This window comes from Variovorax sp. ISS6, from assembly GCF_056523145.1.
Window position 1 is genome coordinate 1,926,282 of the sequence record NZ_JAWRZC010000001.1, and the last position, 16,702, is coordinate 1,942,983.

Genomic DNA, 16,702 nt, shown 5'->3' on the forward strand with positions numbered 1-16,702 from the left:
CTTTCTGCTCCCACGGTTGGGGTAGCGAGTGACAGGGGCATCAACTCTAGGGAAGAAGTGGGCGGGTTGCCGTGCCGTTCGGCACGAAGTCGCGGCAACCGCCAATAAATGCAGCTTCCGCAATGCACGGCGCACGGGCCTCGAAGAGGCCGTGGCGCGAATGTCCCGGTCGGCTTGAGCGCCGCCGGGATGCGGGCAGGAAAAGACTCAGTCCATCCAGGACCGCGCCCGGTCCAGATGCTCGCGGCACTCGCGCACCATGCGTTCCAGCAGTTCCGCGCAAGTCGGGATGTCGTCGATCAATCCGATGCATTGGCCGGCCGAGACCACGCCGTCCTGCACCGCGCCCGACTCCAGCGCCGCGCGGCCGCGCGCGCCTGCCACCAGCGGGCGGATCTCCTCGAACTCGCAGCCGCCCGGACGGTTCTCCGTGGCCACCACCTCTTCGGAGATCGCGTTGCGGAACACGCGCGCGGTGTTGCGCATGGTGCGGAACATCAGCTTGGTGTCGCGCTCGCTCGCATCCACCAACGCCTGCTTGATGTTGTCGTGGATCGGCGCTTCCCTGGTCACGCAGAAGCGCGTGCCCATGTTCACGCCCTCGGCGCCCAGCGCGAGCGCGGCCGCCATGCCGCGGCCGTCGGCGATGCCGCCCGAGGCGATGATCGGAATGCGCAGCTTGCGCGCCGCGATCGGCAGCAGGATCAGGCCCGGCACGTCGTCCTCGCCCGGATGGCCCGCGCACTCGAAGCCGTCGACCGACACGGCGTCGACGCCATTGCGTTCGGCCGACAGCGCATGGCGCACCGAGGTGCACTTGTGGACGATCTTCACGTCGTGGCGCTTGAGCGCCTCGATGAAGTCCTTCGGGCTGTTGCCCGCGGTCTCCACGATCTTCACGCCGCTGTCGATGATCGCCTGCACGTACTCGGCATAGGGCGGCGGCTTCACGGCCGGCAGGATGGTGAGGTTCACGCCGAAGGGCTTGTCGGTGAGCGCGCGGGTGCGCTCGACCTCGCGGCGCAGGTCGTCGGGCGTGGGCTGCGTGAGCGCGGTCACGATGCCCAGGCCGCCGGCGTTGGAGACGGCCGCGGCCAGTTCGGCGCGGCCCACCCACTGCATGCCGCCCTGCACGATCGGGTAGCGGATGCCGAGCAGCTCGGTGATGCGGGTCTTCATGCGGGCGCTTCCTCTTACAGCGTCTTCACCAGTTCCGGCACGGCCGTGAACAGGTCGGCCACGAGGCCGTAGTCGGCCACCGAGAAGATCGGCGCTTCCTCGTCCTTGTTGATCGCCACGATGACCTTCGAGTCCTTCATGCCCGCCAGATGCTGGATCGCACCCGAGATGCCCGCGGCGATGTACAGCTGCGGCGCGACGATCTTGCCGGTCTGGCCCACTTGCCAGTCGTTGGGGGCGTAGCCCGCGTCGACCGCGGCGCGGCTGGCACCGAGGCCCGCGTTGAGCTTGTCGGCGAGCGGGGCCATCACTTCGGTGAACTTCTCGGCGCTGCCCAGCGCGCGGCCGCCCGAGACGATGATCTTGGCGGCCGTCAGTTCGGGGCGTTCGCTCTTCGTGACCTCGCGGCCCACGAAGCTGCTCTTGCCGCTGTCGGCCACGCCTTCGGCGGTTTCGACCGATGCGCTGCCACCGGTGGCGGCCGCGGCATCGAAGCCGGTGGTGCGAACGGTGATCACCTTGGTCGCATCGCTGCTCTGCACGGTGGCGATCGCATTGCCCGCGTAGATCGGACGCTCGAAGGTGTCGGGGCTGTCGACCTTGGTGATGTCGCTGATCTGCGCGACGTCGAGCTTGGCGGCCACGCGCGGCGCGACGTTCTTGCCGTTGGCGGTCGAGGGGAACAGGATGTGGCTGTAGTTGGAAGCGATCGCGAGGACTTGCGCCGCGACGTTCTCGGCGAGGTTCTCGGCGAGGCTGGCGCTGTCGGCCGCGATGACCTTGGAGACACCGGCGATCTGGGCAGCGGCCTTGGCGGCTTCGGCCGCGTTGGCGCCGGCCACGAGCACGTGGACGTCGCTACCGCAGGCGAGCGCGGCGGTCACGGTGTTGAGGGTGGCCGGCTTGATGCTGGCGTGGTCGTGTTCGGCAATGACGAGTGCGGTCATGTTCGTTGTCTTCCTCAGATCACTTTGGCTTCGTTCTTCAGCTTGTCCACCAGGGTCGCCACGTCGGGCACCTTGATGCCGGCACCGCGCTTCGGCGGTTCCGAGACCTTGAGGGTCTTCAGCCGCGGCTTGACGTCCACGCCGAGGTCCTCGGGCTTGAAGGTGTCGAGCTGCTTCTTCTTGGCCTTCATGATGTTGGGCAGCGTGACGTAGCGCGGCTCGTTGAGGCGCAGGTCGGTCGTGATGACGGCCGGCAGCGTGAGCGAGACGGTCTCGAGGCCGCCGTCGACTTCACGCGTCACGTTGGCCTTGTCACCGGCGACTTCGACCTTGCTCGCGAAGGTGGCTTGCGGCAGGTCGGCCAAGGCAGCCAGCATCTGGCCGGTCTGGTTGGCATCGTCGTCGATGGCCTGCTTGCCCAGGATGATGAGCGAGGGCTGTTCCTTGTCGACCAGCGCCTTGAGCAGCTTGGCGACAGCCAGCGGCTGCAGTTCTTCCGAGGTTTCGACCAGGATGCCGCGGTCGGCGCCGATGGCCATCGCGGTGCGCAGGGTCTCCTGCGACTTGGCGTCGCCGCACGAGACGGCGATGACCTCGGTCACCACGCCCTTCTCCTTCAGGCGCACGGCCTCTTCGACGGCGATCTCGTCGAAGGGGTTCATGCTCATCTTGACGTTGGCGATGTCCACGCCCGTGCCGTCGCTCTTGACGCGCACCTTCACGTTGTAGTCGACGACCCGTTTGACGGGAACGAGAATCTTCATGGCTGGTCCTTCAATGAGAAACGGAGGGGGTTCACTCGAGCTTCGCGCCCGACTGCTTGATGAGGCGCTCCCAGATCGGCCGCTCGGCCTTCCAGGCGGCGGCGAAGAGTTCGGGCGAGCTGTCCTTGATCTCGAAGCCCATGGCCGCGATGCGCTCGCGCACGTCGGGCTGCTGCGTGGCCTTGCGCACTTCCTCGGCGATGCGGTCCACGATGGGCTTGGGCGTCTTGGCGGGCACGGCGATGGCGAGCCAGCCGGTGACGCGGTAGGCCTCGTCCTTGAGGCCCTGCTCGGCCAGCGTGGGCACGTTGGGCAGGGTGCTCATCCGGCGCTCGCCGCTCACGCCGATGGCGCGGATCTTCCCGGAGTCGATGTGCGGCTTGGCGACCAGCGCGCTGGCATAGGCCATCTGGATCTGGCCGCCGATCAGGTCCTGCATCATCGGCGCCTCGCCCTTGTAGGCGACGTGGCTCATGTCGGACTGCGTGGCAAGGCTCATGTGCGCGCCGGCCAGGTGCGGATAGGCGCCGATGCCGTACGAGCCATAGGCCACCTTGCCCTTGTTGGCGACGACGTACTTCAGCAGCTCGGGCCCGGTCTTGGCGGGCACGCTGGGATGCACCACCAGCACCAGCGGCGCGGCCGCGATCTGGTAGACCAGCGTGAGGTCGCGCTGCGTGTCGTAGGGCAGCTTCTCGTAGAGGAACTCGTTGGTCATCAGCGAATTGCTCAGCCCCAGCACGATGGTGTAGCCGTCGGGCGCCGACTTGGCGACCGCATCGGTGCCGATGATGCCGGCCGCGCCGGGCTTGTTGTCGACGACGATGGGCTGGCCGAGGCCGGCCGACATCTTCTGGCCCAGCACGCGCGCGAGCACGTCGGTGGCGCCGCCGGCCTGGAAGGGCACGACCATGCGGATCGGCTTGTTCGGATAGGGCGCCTGGGCCTGGGCCGGCGCATGGGCCAGCGCGAACAGGGCGGCAGCACCTGCGGTGGTGGCGGTGGCGCGCAGCAGCGCGCGACGGGTCGGGTGTCGGGTGATGGTCATGGTGTCCCTGATGGTTCTTGGGGTCGGAGAAACGAAAGGCGGCGGGCCGTGCGCTGCGGCCCGCCGTGCGGCGGCTTCAGGCCGTCGCGACGCGGGTCTTGAAAGGCAGTGGCTCGAGCGCCTTCTGCAGCCGCTCCGAGAGAGCAGCGGACTGCGCGCCGGCGGCGGCGGAGTCGATGGTCACGCGCACCAGGCTCTCGCCCTCGTGCGTCACGCCCGGGCGCGCGGCCTCGGGCAGGCCGAGTTCGGTGCACAGCTCGGCCACGGTCGCGGCCACCACGCGGCTCGCGGCCATCGCGCGCAGCTCGGGCTTGTAGATCTTGCCGACGTTGGTCATCGGCAGCGCATCGACCAGCGCCACCCACTTGGGCTTGGCCGGTGCCTCGTCGACGCGCGCGGCGGTGAAGGCCAGCAGCTCGTCCTCGGTGGCGGCGCCGCCGGGCACCAGCGTCGCGAACACCACGGGCAGTTCGCCCGCGTAGGCATCGGGCGCGCCGACCGCGGCGCAGACCTGCACCGCGGGGTGCGCGCTCAGTGCGTCCTCGATCACCTTGGGATCGATGTTGTGGCCGCTGCGGATGATCAGGTCCTTCGAGCGGCCCGTGAGGTTGAGCCGCTCCTCGCTGTCGATCCAGCCGAGGTCGCCGGTGGCGAGCCAGCCGTCGGCCGTGAAGGCCTTGGCGTTGTCGGCCGGGTCGACGAAGCCCGAGAACACGTTGGGCGACTTGAACAGCACCATGCCGGTCTCGCCGCGCGGCACCTCGCGGTCGCTCGCGTTGCCGTTCTCGTCGAGCGCCACCACGCGCATCTGCATGTAGGGCAGCCGAAAGCCGACGCAGCCCGCGGGGCCGTCGACGCCGGGCGGCGTGATGGTCGAGATGCCGGCCATCTCGGTCATGCCCAGGCTCTCGTGCACGTGCAGGCCGAACAGGCGCTCGAAGCGCGCGGCGAGTTCGGGCGAGAGCACGGCCGCGCCGGTGCGGCAGTAGGTGATCGAGGAGATGTCGGCGCCGTCGAGAGGCACGTTGGCCAGCGCCGCGAGCACCGTGGGCACGGCCGACAGCGAGGTCGGGCGGTACTTCGCGACCAGCTTCCAGTAGTTGGCCAGCACCTCCTTGTTGCGCAGCAGCGAGGGCGTGGGGATCACCACCTCCACGCCGGCCGACAGCGAGGCCAGCGAGGCCGGCAGCACGCCGGCCACGTGGAACAGCGGATAGCCGTTGATCGAGATGCCGTGCTCGTTCATGCCCGCGACCTGCACGCTGGCCCAGGCGGTGAACACCTGCGCGCCATGGCTGTGGCGCGCGAGCTTGGGCGCGCCGGTGGTGCCGCCGGTGTGGAAGTAGGCGGCGATGTCGCTCGAGGCGATGTCGCGGCCGCTCACGAGGCGGTCATCGGGCTGAGCCGTACGCAGCGCGTCGAAGTCGGCCACGCCCTCGGGCAGCGCGCCCGCCGCGCCCGGTGCCTCGTCGTGCGGTGCCACGCGCAGCAGGGTGGTGAGCCCGGGCACCTGGCCGCGCAGCCGCAGCGCCTTCGACCACATGCCCGACTCGGCGTCCGAGCCGTAGGCGATCAGCACCTTGGCGCGGGCCGCGGTCATCAGCGCGACCAGCTTCTCGTCGGTGAGCAGCGGATTGAGCGGCTGCACGATGCCGGCCGCCTCGCCGCCCCAGAGCGCGAGGTGGTATTCGAGGCAGCCCGGCAGCAGCACCGCCACCGCGTCGTTCGGGCCCACGCCCAGGCCATGCAGCAGGTTCGCGGTCTGGTGGATGCGCGCGAGCAGTTCGGCATACGACCAGCGGATCGGCGCGTCGTCCGGGTTGCCGGTGCGCAGGAAGGTCAGCGCCGTCTTGTCGCCGAAGGCATGGCCCGCGTTGCGGAAGATCTCGTAGGTGCTGCGCACCGTGAGCGCCTGCGCGAGCGGCGTCTGCTCGAGCGCCTGGATGTCGGCGAGGCTGCGCACGGGGCGCGCGGGCCGGAACGGCGCGCCCACGGGCGTCGCGTAGTCGTTGTCGTGCCGGTCGTTCCTGTCGGTCATGGCCTGTCTCCTTGTTCCCTTGAAATCGTCGCCGTGTCGGCCCGGCTGTTTTACTGGTTCGTGATGTGGTTGTCGCGGATGACCTTGCCCCAGCGCTCGAAGTCCTGGCGCATGCGTTCGGCGGTCTGGTCGGCGGTGCGGTAGGCCGCGAACGAGCCCACGCCCTGCAGCTTGTCCTGCACTTCCTTGTCGGCCAGCGCCTTCTTGAGTTCGGCGCTCATGCGCTCGACCACGTCCTTGGGCGTGCCGGCCGGTGCCAGCAGGCCGCCCCACGAGGTGGCGTCGAAGCCCGGGAAGCCCTGCTCGGCCACCGTCTTCACGTCGGGCAGGAGGCTCACGCGCTGGCCCGAGCCGACCGCGATGGCGCGCAGCTTGCCTGCGCGGATGTGCGGGATCACGGCCACGAGGTCGGAGAACATCGCGGGCACCTGGCCGCCGATCAGGTCGGTCACGGCCGGCGCGCTGCCGCGGTAGGGCACGTGCTGCATCTCGAACTTGCCGATGTTCTTGAGCTGCTCGGTCGTCAGGTGGCCGAAGCTGCCGGCGCCCGCGGTCGTGTAGTTGAGCTTGCCGTTCTCGGCCTTGGCCTTGGCGATCAGGCCCTGCAGGCCGGTCACCTCGGGCAGCGCCTTGGGATTGACCACCAGCACGATCGGCAGGTCGTAGACGCTGCCCACGGGCGTGAAGTTCTTGAAGATGTCGTAGCCGGTCGGGCCGTAGAGGTGCGAGGCCAGCAGCGTGGGCGTGGCCAGCATCACGAAGGTGTAGCCATCGGCCGGCGCGCGCGCGGCGGCGGCCGCGCCCACGGTGCCCGAGGCGCCGCTGCGGTTGTCGATCACGATGTTCTGGCCGAGCGCGGCCGACATCTTCTGCGCCACGATGCGCGAGGCCACGTCGGTGGGACCGCCGGGCGGGAAGGGCACGATCAGCGTGATCGGCTTGGCCGGCCAGGCCTGCGCGAAGGCGGCACCGGCGGCGAGGGGAAGGGCGAGCGCGAGGAGTGCACGGCGAAGGGGACTGCGGAGGGTACGGAGAGAGAGGGAGGCCATGGACTTCTGCTTCAGGGGAACAAAGTGGCGCCGTCAGACGACGCCGCTGCTTTTCAGCGCTGCCAGCTTTTCATCCGACAGGCCGAGCAAGGACTGGAGCACGTCGTGCGTGCCTTCGCCCAGGGTGGGCGGCGCGCTGCGCACCGGCAGGCGCTCGCCATCGAAACGGTAAGGGGGCGCGAGCACGTCGACCGTGCCCGCGACCGGATGCGGCTGGCGCGTGACCAGGCCGGCGTCGGTGGCGCGCTTCGATTGCAGCGCCTCGAGCAGGCCCAGTACCTCGCCGCAGGGAATGCCGGCGGCACTCAGCTTTTCGAGCAGCGCGGCGCGCGGGCGCTTCGCGAGTTCGGCATGCAGCTGCGGCAGCAGCACCGCGCGGTTGGCCGAGCGCAGGATGTTGGTCTTGAAGCGCTCGTCGGCCGCGAGGTCGGGCCGCTCGATCACCTCGGTGCAGAAGCGCGCGAACTGCGCGTTGTTGCCCACGGTGATGACCAGCGGGCCGTCGGCCGCGTCGAACACGCCGTAGGGCACGATCGAGGGATGCGAGTTGCCGTAGCGCGGCGGGTCCTCGCCCAGCAGCAGCGCCTCGAGGCCGTAGTAGGCGGTGATCATCAGGCCGCAGTCGAACAGCGCCATCTCCACGTGCCGGCCGTGGCCGGTCTTCTCGCGCTGGTAGAGCGCGGCGAGGATGGCCTGCGCCGAGTACATGCCGGTGAACAGGTCGACGGCCGCCACGCCGAACTTCAGCGGCGGCTGGTCGGCCTCGCCGTTGAGCGCCATCAGGCCGGCCTCGCCCTGCACCACGAGGTCGTAGCCGGGGCGCGCGGCCTCGGGGCCGGTGCGGTCGTAGCCCGAGATCGAGCAGTAGACGAGGCGCGGGTTCTCCTTGCTCAGCTGCTCGTAGCCCAGGCCCAGCTTGTCGATGCCGCCGAACTTGAAGTTCTGGATCAGCACGTCGCACTGCTTCGCGAGATCGCGCGCGAGCTGCTGGCCCTCGGGCGTCTGCAGGTCGAGCGTGACCGAGCGCTTGTTGCGGTTGACGCTGTTGAAGTAGGCGGTCTCGGTCTTGCCCACGCGCAGGCCCCAGTCGCGCGTGTCGTCGCCGCGGCCCGGGTGCTCGACCTTGATGACCTCCGCGCCCATGTCGGCCAGCACCATGCCGCACCAGGGGCCCGCGAGGATGCGGGAGAGGTCGAGGACGCGCACGCCGGCGAGCGGCAGCGAGGAATTCAGCGAGGGCATGGGGGCTCCGGAAAGACGTGAGGCCTCGGCGCGGGTGCGCGCGAGGCCGGGGAAGAAGCGGTGGCGGCCAGCGTCAGGACTTGTCCTGCCGACGCAGCGCGGCGAAGTCGGCCTTGCGCTTGCCGAGGAAGGCACCGATGCCTTCGGCGGCCTCGGCATCGGCCTGCGACTCGACCATGTAGACGGCCTCGGCCTCGAGTTGTTCCTCGAGCGTGGCGCGATGCGCCTGGCGGCATAGCGACTTGATGCGCGCGCTCGCGCGCTGCGGGCCGTTCGCGACCTTGGCCGCGAGCGCGATCGCCTCGGCGAGTGCCGCGCCCTTGTCGGTCAGGCGGTTGACCGCGCCCAGCGCATGCAGGCGCTCGGCCGGCAGGCGGTCGCCGGTCAGGCACAGCTCGGTCAGCAGCTGGCGCGAGACGAACTCGGCCAGGAAGGCGGTGGCGCCGCCATCGGGCGTGAGACCGACCTTGACGTAGGCCACGGTGTAGAAGGCATCGCGCGCCGACACGAGCATGTCGCAGGCCAGCGCCATCGACAGGCCCGCGCCCGCGGCGCCGCCCTCGACGGCCGCGATCACGGGCTTGCCGCAATCGCGGATCGCGCGGATCAGGTTGTTCAGGCCCTCGAGCTTCTCGCGGCGTTCCGACGCGGGCAGCTCGCGGCGCTTGGCCAGCAGGTTGAGGTCGCCGCCCGAGCAGAAGAAATCGCCGGCACCGGTGAAGACGATGGCGCCGACCTCGGGGTCGTCCTGCGCATCGGCCAGCGCGGCCGCGAGCTCGGCATACAGCGTGGGCGTGATCGCGTTGCGCGCGGCGGGGTTGCTGTTGGTGAGGATGCGCACGGCGCCTTCCTGCGAGATCAGCACGGTCTTGTTGTCGCTCATGCCGCCACCTCCTTGCCGAGTGCGATGTAGCGCTGCAGGTGATGGTCCTCGTCGCCGAGCTGGTGGTCGATCATCACGAGCCGCTTGGCGTAGTGGGGCAGCGGCAGTTCCCAGGTCATGCCGATGCCGCCGTGCATCTGGATGCTTTCCTCCGCCACCAGCGCGCCGATGCGGCCGATGCTGAACTTGGCGGCCGACAGCGCGCGCTCGCGCGCGAGGCGGTCGCCGCCGTCGATGGCGGCCGCGGCGTTGATGACCGCCGAGCGCGCCTGCTCGATCTCGAGCAGCAGGTCGGCCATGCGGTGCTGCAGCGCCTGGAAGCTGCCGATCAGCGTGCCGAACTGCTTGCGCGTGCGCAGGTAGTCGAGCGTCGCGGTCTTGGCCGCTTCCATCGCGCCCACGGCCTCGGCGCACAGCGCGAGCACGCCGCGGCCGATGGCGCGCTCGAGCGTCGCGGCGCCCTGGCCCTCGGCGCCCAGCAGCGCGTCGGCGTTCAGCTTCAGGCCGGCGAACGAGAGTTCGGCGACACGGCCGCCGTCGATCGACGGGCAGCCGCGCACCGTGAGGCCTGCGGTCTTGGCGGGCACGAGGAACAGCGAGATGCCGGCTTCGTCGTCCACGTTGCCCGAGGTGCGGGCCGAGACCAGGAACAGGTCGGCCTGCTCGCCCTGCGGCACCACGGCCTTGGCGCCGTTCAGCACCCAGCCGTCGCCACTGCGCTCGGCCTTCGTCCGCACGCGCGTGCGTTCGTAATGCGTGTCGGCCTCGTCGTGCGCGAAGGCCGCGACGGTCACGCCGTTGATGATGTCGACGAGCTTCTCTTTCTGCGCATCCGTGCCGGCCGCGCCGAGCGCCTCGCCGACCATCACCGCGCCCAGCAGCGGCTCGACCACGAGGCCGCGGCCCAGGGCCTCGAAGACCACGGCGATGTCGAAGCCGCCGCCGCCGAAGCCGCCATCGGCCTCGCCGAACAGCGCGCCGATCACGCCGAGTTCGGCGAACTGCTGGAAGATCTCCTTGCTGAAACCGTGCTCGGACTTCGCGATGCGGTCGCGCGCATCGAAGGCGTACTGCTCGCTGATGAAGCGGTTGAGGCTGTCGGCGAGCATGCGCCGGTCTTCGCTGTGTTCGAAGTTCATTGCATCTCTCCTTTACAGGCCCAGGATCATCTTGCTGATGATGTTCTTCTGGATCTCGTTCGAGCCGCCGAAGATCGACAGCTTGCGGTTGTTGAAGTAGCGCGAGGCGGCGGCCGAGGCGTAGGCCGGGCCGAAGGTCTCGCCGGTGAAGCCGTCCTTCAGCGCCTCGGCGATGAAGGGGCGGCCATGCACGCCCATCGCGCGGCGCGCCAGCGACGAGATCTCCTGGCGGATCTCGGTGCCGCGGATCTTGAGCATCGAGCTCTCGGCGCCCGGCACGCCGCCGCCGGCCACCGCCGCGATCACGCGCAGGTTGGTGGTCTTCATGTTCTCGAGGTCGATCTCCACGCGCGCCATGCGCGCCGCGAAGGCCGGGTCGTCCGACAGCGGCTTGCCGTTCTTCGTCTGCTTGGCGGCAATGCCCTTGAGCTGTTCGAGCGCGGCCACCGAGAAGCCCACGCCCGCGATGTTGGTGCGTTCGTAGGTCAGCAGGTACTTGGCGCAGGTCCAGCCCTTGTTCTCCTCGCCCACGAGGTTCTCGGCCGGCACGCGCACGTCGGAGAAGAACACCTCGTTGACCTCATGCTCGCCGTCGAGCGTGATGATCGGGCGCACTTCGACGCCGGGCGACTTCATGTCGATCAGCAGGAAGCTGATGCCCTCCTGCTTCTTCGCCTCGCGGTTGGTGCGCACCAGGCAGAAGATCATGTTGGCGTGCTGGCCCAGCGTGGTCCAGGTCTTCTGGCCGTTCACGATGTAGTGGTCGCCCTGGGCATCGATGCCGCGCACGGCCGAGGTCTTCACGGCCGCGAGGTCGGAGCCCGCGCCGGGTTCCGAATAGCCCTGGCACCACCAGTCGGCGCCGTTGAGGATGCGCGGCAGCCAGTGCTTCTTCTGCGCCTCGTTGCCGTACTTGATCAGCACCGGACCGAGCATGTTCACGCCGAAGGGCACGATGCGCGGCGCGAAGGCCAGCGCGCATTCGTTCTCGAAGATGAACTTCTCCACCGCCGTCCAGCCCGGGCCGCCGTACTGCTCGGGCCAGTGGTTGGCGAGCCAGCCGCGCGCGTCGAGGATGGCATGCCATTCCTCCATGTCGGCCTTCTCGAGGATCTTGCCGCTGCGCACCTTGTCCGACAGCCGCGCGGGCAGCTTGTCGGCCAGGAAGGCGCGCACCTCGCCGCGGAAGGCTTCTTCTTCGGGAGTGAAGTTCAGGTCCATCGCGCGCTCCTCAATAGATTTCGAACAGGCCGGCCGCGCCCATGCCGCCGGCGATGCACATCGTGACCACGGCGTACTTGGCGCCGCGGCGCTTGCCTTCGATGAGCACATGGCCCGCGAGGCGCGCGCCGGTCATGCCGAAGGGGTGGCCGATCGAGATCGCGCCGCCGTCGACGTTGAGGCGTTCCGAGGGAATGCCCAGCCGGTCCTGGCAGTAGATCGATTGCGAGGCGAAGGCCTCGTTGAGTTCCCACAGGTCGATGTCCTCGACCTTGAGGCCGTGGCGCGCGAGCAGCTTGGGTACGGCGAACACCGGGCCGATGCCCATCTCGTCGGGCTCGCAGCCCGCGACCGCGAGGCCGCGGAAGGCGCCCAGCGGCTTGATGTTGGCGCGTTCGGCGTCCTTGGCTTCCATCAGCACGCAGGCCGAGGCGCCGTCGGAGAGCTGCGAGGCATTGCCCGCGGTGATGAACTTGTCGTCGCCCATCACGGGCTTGAGCTTGGCCAGCGCCTCGTAGGTGGTGCCGCGGCGGTTGCAGTTGTCCTCGGTGGCCGTGACCTCGCGGTGCGTGACCTCCTTGGTCTCCTTGTCGGTCACCGCCATGGTGGTGGTGCAGGCGACGATCTCGTCCTTGTAGCGGCCGGCGAGCTGTGCTTCCTCGGTGCGGCGCTGGCTCTCGGCCGAGAAGCGGTCCTGCGCCTCGCGGCTGATGTTGTAGCGCTGGGCCACGATGTCGGCGGTCTCGATCATCGCCATGTAGAGCGCGGGCTTGTGCTCGACGATCCACGGGTCCATGCCGTTGTCGCCGCTGTCGGTCGCGCTGCGGCTGCGGATCTGCGAGATGCTTTCCACGCCGCCCGCGATCATGGCCGGCGCGCCGTCCACCACGATGCGGCCCGCGGCCATGGCGATCGCCTGCAGGCCCGAGGCGCAGAAGCGGTTGACGGTGGTGCCGGCGATCGAGATCGGCAGGCCCGCGCGCACGATGGCCTGGCGCGCGATGTTGCGACCGGTGGTGCCCTCGGGATAGCCGCAGCCGAGGATGGCGTCCTCGATCAAGGCCGGGTCGAGGCCCGAGCGCTCGACCGCGGCCTTGACCGCGAAGGCCGCCAGCGTGGGGCCGGGGGTGATGTTGAATTCGCCGCGGTGCGCCTTGGTGAGCGGGGTGCGGGCGGTGGAAACGATGACGGCTTCACGCATGGGGATGTCTCCTGGAGGCTGGCTCTGTGATTACTCGGATTGGTTGAGGCTCGCGAAGTCGGCGCCGCGCTCGACCAGCTGCACCAGCAGCGGCGACGGCTTCCAGAAGATCGGGTCTTCCTTCGCGAACTCCTGGATGTCGGCCAGCACCTTCGGCAGGCCCACCATGTCGGCGTACTTCATCGGGCCGCCGCGGTGGCGCGGGAAGCCGTAGCCGTAGAGGAAGGTCACGTCGACGTCGAGGGGGCGCAGCGCGATGCGCTGCAGCACGACGTTGGCGCCCTCGTTGATCATCGCGGCCATGTAGCGGCGCATGATTTCCTCCTCGGTGAAGGCGCGTGGCTTGACACCCGCGCGTTCGCGCTCGGCATCGATGATCGCGAGCACCTCGGGGTCGGGCTGGCCGGTGCGCGCGCCTTCGGGATAGAGGTAGTAGCCGCGCTGCGTCTTCTGGCCGAACCAGCCGCGCTCGCAGATGCGGTCGGCCACCTGCACGTAGCGCGCCTTCGGGTCGCGCGTGGCGGCCTTGCGCTTGCGCGTGGCCCAGCCGATGTCGCCGCCCGCGAGGTCCGAGACCTGGAACGGGCCCATCGGGTAGCCGAAGTTGCGCACGGCGGCGTCGATCTCGTAGGGCGAGGCGCCGTCCTCCATCATGTGGTCGGCGGCCTGGCGGTACACGGCCAGGATGCGGTTGCCGATGAAGCCGTCGCACACGCCCGCGCGCACCGGCACCTTCTTGAGCTTCTTCGCGAGTTCGAAGCCGGTGGCAACCACGTCGGCGCGCACCTTGGCGGGCACCACGATCTCGAGCAGCTTCATGATGTTGGCCGGCGAGAAGAAGTGCAGGCCCACCACGTCCTGCGGCCGCGAGATGCTGGCGGCGATCTCGTCGATGTCGAGGTAGGAGGTGTTGGTGGCCAGCACCGCGCCCTGCTTGCAGACGCGGTCGAGCTCGGCGAACACGGCCTTCTTCACGCCCATGTCCTCGAACACGGCCTCGACCACGATGTCGACGCCGGCGAGCGCGTCGTACGAGGTCGAGCCCGAGAAGCGCGCCATCACGGCGGCCTTGGCCTCGGGCGTGATGCGGCCCTTGGCGATCAGGCCGTCGTAGACCTTCTCGACGTTGGCGCGGCCGCGCGCGAGCTGGGTGTCGTCGCGCTCGATCATGGTCACGGGCAGGCCGGCGTCGAGCATCGCCACCGCGATGCCCGCGCCCATGGTGCCGCCGCCGACGATGCCGGCCGACTCGAGCGGCCGCGGGCTGGCGGAGCGGGTCTCGGGTGCCTTGAGCACTTCGCGCTCGGCGAAGAAGGCGTGGATCAGGCCGGCGCGCTGCGGGCTGTCGATGCACTGCAGGAACAGCTTGCGCTCGAGCGCCATGCCTTCGTCGAAGGGCAGCGTGAGCGCGCCCTCGACCGCCTCGACGATCTTCATCGGCGAGAACAGGCCGCGGCTCTTCTTGGCGGTGTCGGCGCGCGCGGCCTCGAGGGCGGCGCGGCTGGCTTCCTGGTCGGCCAGCGCGCCGGCCTCGCGCGTGCGGCGCACCGGGGCGTTGGCGGCGATCAGTTCCCTGGCATACGCCAGGCCTTCGGTGCGCGCGTCGGCCTCGCTGCCGAGGCGGTCGACCAGGCCCAGCGACAGCGCTTCCTTCGCGAGCGCGTGGCGGCCGCTGAGCATCAGCTCGATGGCGGGCTTCACGCCGATCAGGCGCGGCGTGCGCTGCGTGCCGCCCGAGCCGGGCAACAGGCCCAGCGCGACTTCGGGCAGGCCCAGCTTGGCGGTGGGGGAGGCCAGGCGGTAGTGGGCCGACAGCGCCACCTCGAGGCCGCCGCCGAGCGCGGCGCCATGGATGGCGGCGATCACGGGCTTGCTGCAGTTCTCGATCTTCAGGCAGGCCTCGGGCAGCGAGGGCGGCTGCGGCGCCTGGCCGAACTCGCGGATGTCGGCACCGGCGATGAAGTTGCGGCCCGCGCCGACGATCAGCACGGCCTTGGCCGCGGCGTCGGCCTCGGCCGCGTCGATGGCGGCCACGAGGCCGCGGCGCACGTCCACGCCCAGGGCGTTGACGGGCGGGTTGTCGATGGTCACGACGAAGACGTCGCCCTGGCGCTCGAAGGCGACGGGACCGGAGGACGTGGAGGGGCTGGAGGTCGGGGTGGCCATGTGCGTGTCGCTTGTCTCGGTGACGCGCCGGAGCGGCGCGAGGCTCTGGAGGGGTGAACCCCGCATTCTTTGCACCCATCCCCGTTTTGACAATTGCATAGCCGGTTGACAGACTGTCAAAGGATTTTTGACAAAATCCCGGCCATGGACCTCCAATCGCTGACCCTGCTGGTCGAAATCATCGATGCCGGCAACCTGAGCGCGGCCGCGCGCCGGCTCAAGATGACCCGGGCCAACGTCAGCTACCACCTGAACCAGCTCGAGCGCTCGGTCGGCGCGCAGCTGGTGCGGCGCACCACCCGGCGCGCCGAGCCCACCGAGATCGGCCTGCGCCTGTACCAGCACGGCACCGCGATCCAGGGCGAGCTGCGCGCGGCGCGCGAATCGGTCACCACGCTGGGCGAGGGGCTGCAGGGCCAGGTGCGGCTGAGCGTGCCCAGCGGCTACGGGCAACTGGTCATGGCCGACTGGCTGATCGACTTCAAGCGCCGCTACCCGGGCATCGTGCTCGACGTGGTGTTCGAGAACCGCATCGAGGACCTGCTGCGCGACGAGGTCGACATCGCGATCCGCGTGATCCCCGAGCCGCCGCAGAACCTGGTGGCGCGCGCGATGGGCCCGGTGCGCTACGTGGCCTGCGCCTCGCGCGACTACGCGGCGCGGCATCCGCTGCCCGAGCAGCTCGACGGGCTGCATGGCGCGCCGGTGGTCACGGCCGCGGTCATCGGGCGGCAGCTGCGGGTGTCGGCCTACCAGGGCGAGATCCGGCGCGAGGTGGTGCTCGAGCCGACCCTGATCTCGGAGAACTTCCTGTTCCTGCGCCAGGCCATCCTCGCGGGCCTGGGCATCGGGCTGGTGCCCGACTACGTGGTGGCCGAGGACGTGCGCCGCGGCGAGGTGCTGACCACGCTCGACGACTGGCGGCTGTCGATCTTCGGCACCCAGATGTTCATGCTCTACATGCCGAACCGCCAGCACACGCGCGCGATCCGCACCTTCATCGACTACACGCTGGAGCGCGTGCGCGAGGTCAGCCCCGGATCGTGACGTGCGAGTGGAAGCGGTCCGACGGGCCGCGCAGGCGCTGGAACTCGAAGGGCCGGTCGGCCTCGTCGTGGCCGATGCGCAGCACGTCGACCAGCGCCGAGGCCATCGGCACGCCGAGCAGCGCGGCCAGCGGCGCGTCGGCCAGCGTGGCGCGCGTGAGCATCTCGATGCGGCCGTAGCGGATGCCCTGGCCCTGCAGCAGCTCGGTCAACGACAGCCGCGAGAAATCGGCCCGCGCGAAGCGCCGGCCCACGTCCTCGATGAGGTGGACGATGCTGTGCAGGATCGGCAGCCGCCCGGTGCTGCGCAGCCGCACCACCTGGAGCACCGGCGTGCCTTCCTCCAGCCGCAGCGCGGTGGCCACGTCGGCGGGCGCGGGCACGAAGCCGAACTCCTTCACCGACGGCTTGCTGCGCGAGCGGCGCTCGGCCATGGTCGCGAGGAAGGACTCCATCGGCATCGGCAGCGGCGCCGAGCGCAAGGGCGCCGACACGTAGGTGCCGCGGCCGCGCTGGCGTTTGAGCAGGCCGCGTTCCTCCAGCGACTGCAGCGCGCGCCGCACCGTGACGCGCGAGACGCCGTACTTCTCGCGCAGCTCCTCCTCGGTGGGGAGCTGGTCGCCGTCGCGCAGCCGCCCGCTGGCGACCATGTCCTCGATCAGGGTCGAGATCTGGTGATGCAGTGCCACGCCGGGCTGCCTGTTGAGGTCCATGTCCAAATCTTAGCGGTCGATGACGGGGCGGACCGGGGTGTTGGCTAAAAGTATTGATGTCAATAC

14 protein-coding genes are annotated in these 16,702 nt (G+C 69.8%); 1 reads left to right on the plus strand and 13 read right to left on the minus strand.

Translation table 11 applies throughout. The features are described from left to right. Positions 1-207: 207 nt before the first annotated feature. The 12 genes from AC1HIL_RS08820 to AC1HIL_RS08875 all read right to left on the minus strand — a co-directional run bounded on the left by AC1HIL_RS08820 (position 208) and on the right by AC1HIL_RS08875 (position 14,877). Positions 208-1,179: an NAD(P)H-dependent flavin oxidoreductase gene (locus AC1HIL_RS08820; RefSeq protein WP_395348931.1), complete on the minus strand. Its 972-nt coding sequence runs from the start codon at positions 1,177-1,179 to the stop codon at positions 208-210. A gap of 14 nt (positions 1,180-1,193) precedes the next feature. Then, positions 1,194-2,126 carry an electron transfer flavoprotein subunit alpha/FixB family protein gene (locus AC1HIL_RS08825; RefSeq protein ID WP_479671620.1) on the minus strand — a complete coding sequence of 311 codons (933 nt, stop codon included), beginning with the start codon at positions 2,124-2,126 and terminating at the stop codon, positions 1,194-1,196. A gap of 14 nt (positions 2,127-2,140) precedes the next feature. Beyond that, a complete protein-coding gene (locus tag AC1HIL_RS08830) occupies positions 2,141-2,890 on the minus strand; it encodes an electron transfer flavoprotein subunit beta/FixA family protein (protein ID WP_208507727.1) in 750 nt (249 codons plus the stop codon). A 31-nt stretch (positions 2,891-2,921) separates the two neighbouring features. After that, positions 2,922-3,938 carry a Bug family tripartite tricarboxylate transporter substrate binding protein gene (locus AC1HIL_RS08835; protein WP_261211456.1) on the minus strand — a complete coding sequence of 339 codons (1,017 nt, stop codon included), beginning with the start codon at positions 3,936-3,938 and terminating at the stop codon, positions 2,922-2,924. 76 nt (positions 3,939-4,014) lie between these two features. After that, complete coding sequence (locus AC1HIL_RS08840; protein WP_479671621.1) at positions 4,015-5,976, minus strand: acyl-CoA synthetase; 1,962 nt, start codon at positions 5,974-5,976, stop codon at positions 4,015-4,017. 50 nt (positions 5,977-6,026) lie between these two features. Further along, the gene (locus AC1HIL_RS08845; RefSeq protein WP_057595483.1) at positions 6,027-7,025 is read right to left on the minus strand and encodes a Bug family tripartite tricarboxylate transporter substrate binding protein; all 999 of its coding nucleotides are present in this window, start codon (positions 7,023-7,025) and stop codon (positions 6,027-6,029) included. A 33-nt stretch (positions 7,026-7,058) separates the two neighbouring features. Continuing rightward, on the minus strand, positions 7,059-8,267 hold the full coding sequence (locus AC1HIL_RS08850) for a CaiB/BaiF CoA transferase family protein (protein WP_479671622.1): 1,209 nt from the start codon (positions 8,265-8,267) through the stop codon (positions 7,059-7,061). 73 nt (positions 8,268-8,340) lie between these two features. Then, on the minus strand, positions 8,341-9,150 hold the full coding sequence (locus tag AC1HIL_RS08855) for an oxepin-CoA hydrolase, alternative type (protein ID WP_479671623.1): 810 nt from the start codon (positions 9,148-9,150) through the stop codon (positions 8,341-8,343). After that, the gene (locus AC1HIL_RS08860; RefSeq protein WP_479671624.1) at positions 9,147-10,289 is read right to left on the minus strand and encodes an acyl-CoA dehydrogenase family protein; all 1,143 of its coding nucleotides are present in this window, start codon (positions 10,287-10,289) and stop codon (positions 9,147-9,149) included. The genes AC1HIL_RS08855 and AC1HIL_RS08860 overlap by 4 nt, the downstream gene beginning before the upstream one ends. A gap of 12 nt (positions 10,290-10,301) precedes the next feature. Next, a complete protein-coding gene (locus AC1HIL_RS08865; RefSeq protein ID WP_057595475.1) occupies positions 10,302-11,510 on the minus strand; it encodes an acyl-CoA dehydrogenase family protein in 1,209 nt (402 codons plus the stop codon). A 10-nt stretch (positions 11,511-11,520) separates the two neighbouring features. After that, positions 11,521-12,711: an acetyl-CoA C-acyltransferase gene (locus tag AC1HIL_RS08870; protein ID WP_296737913.1), complete on the minus strand. Its 1,191-nt coding sequence runs from the start codon at positions 12,709-12,711 to the stop codon at positions 11,521-11,523. Between the two features lie 30 nt (positions 12,712-12,741). Beyond that, a complete protein-coding gene (locus AC1HIL_RS08875) occupies positions 12,742-14,877 on the minus strand; it encodes a 3-hydroxyacyl-CoA dehydrogenase NAD-binding domain-containing protein (protein ID WP_479671625.1) in 2,136 nt (711 codons plus the stop codon). 144 nt (positions 14,878-15,021) lie between these two features. Here AC1HIL_RS08875 and AC1HIL_RS08880 point away from each other — a divergent pair, with 144 nt between their 5' ends. After that, positions 15,022-15,924, plus strand: a complete 903-nt coding sequence (locus AC1HIL_RS08880) for a LysR family transcriptional regulator (protein ID WP_057595471.1) — start codon at positions 15,022-15,024, stop codon at positions 15,922-15,924. On the opposite strand, the gene AC1HIL_RS08885 is transcribed toward AC1HIL_RS08880, so the two are convergent. Further along, complete coding sequence (locus AC1HIL_RS08885) at positions 15,908-16,636, minus strand: GntR family transcriptional regulator (protein ID WP_261211443.1); 729 nt, start codon at positions 16,634-16,636, stop codon at positions 15,908-15,910. The genes AC1HIL_RS08880 and AC1HIL_RS08885 overlap by 17 nt on opposite strands. Between the last annotated feature and the right edge of the window lie 66 nt (positions 16,637-16,702).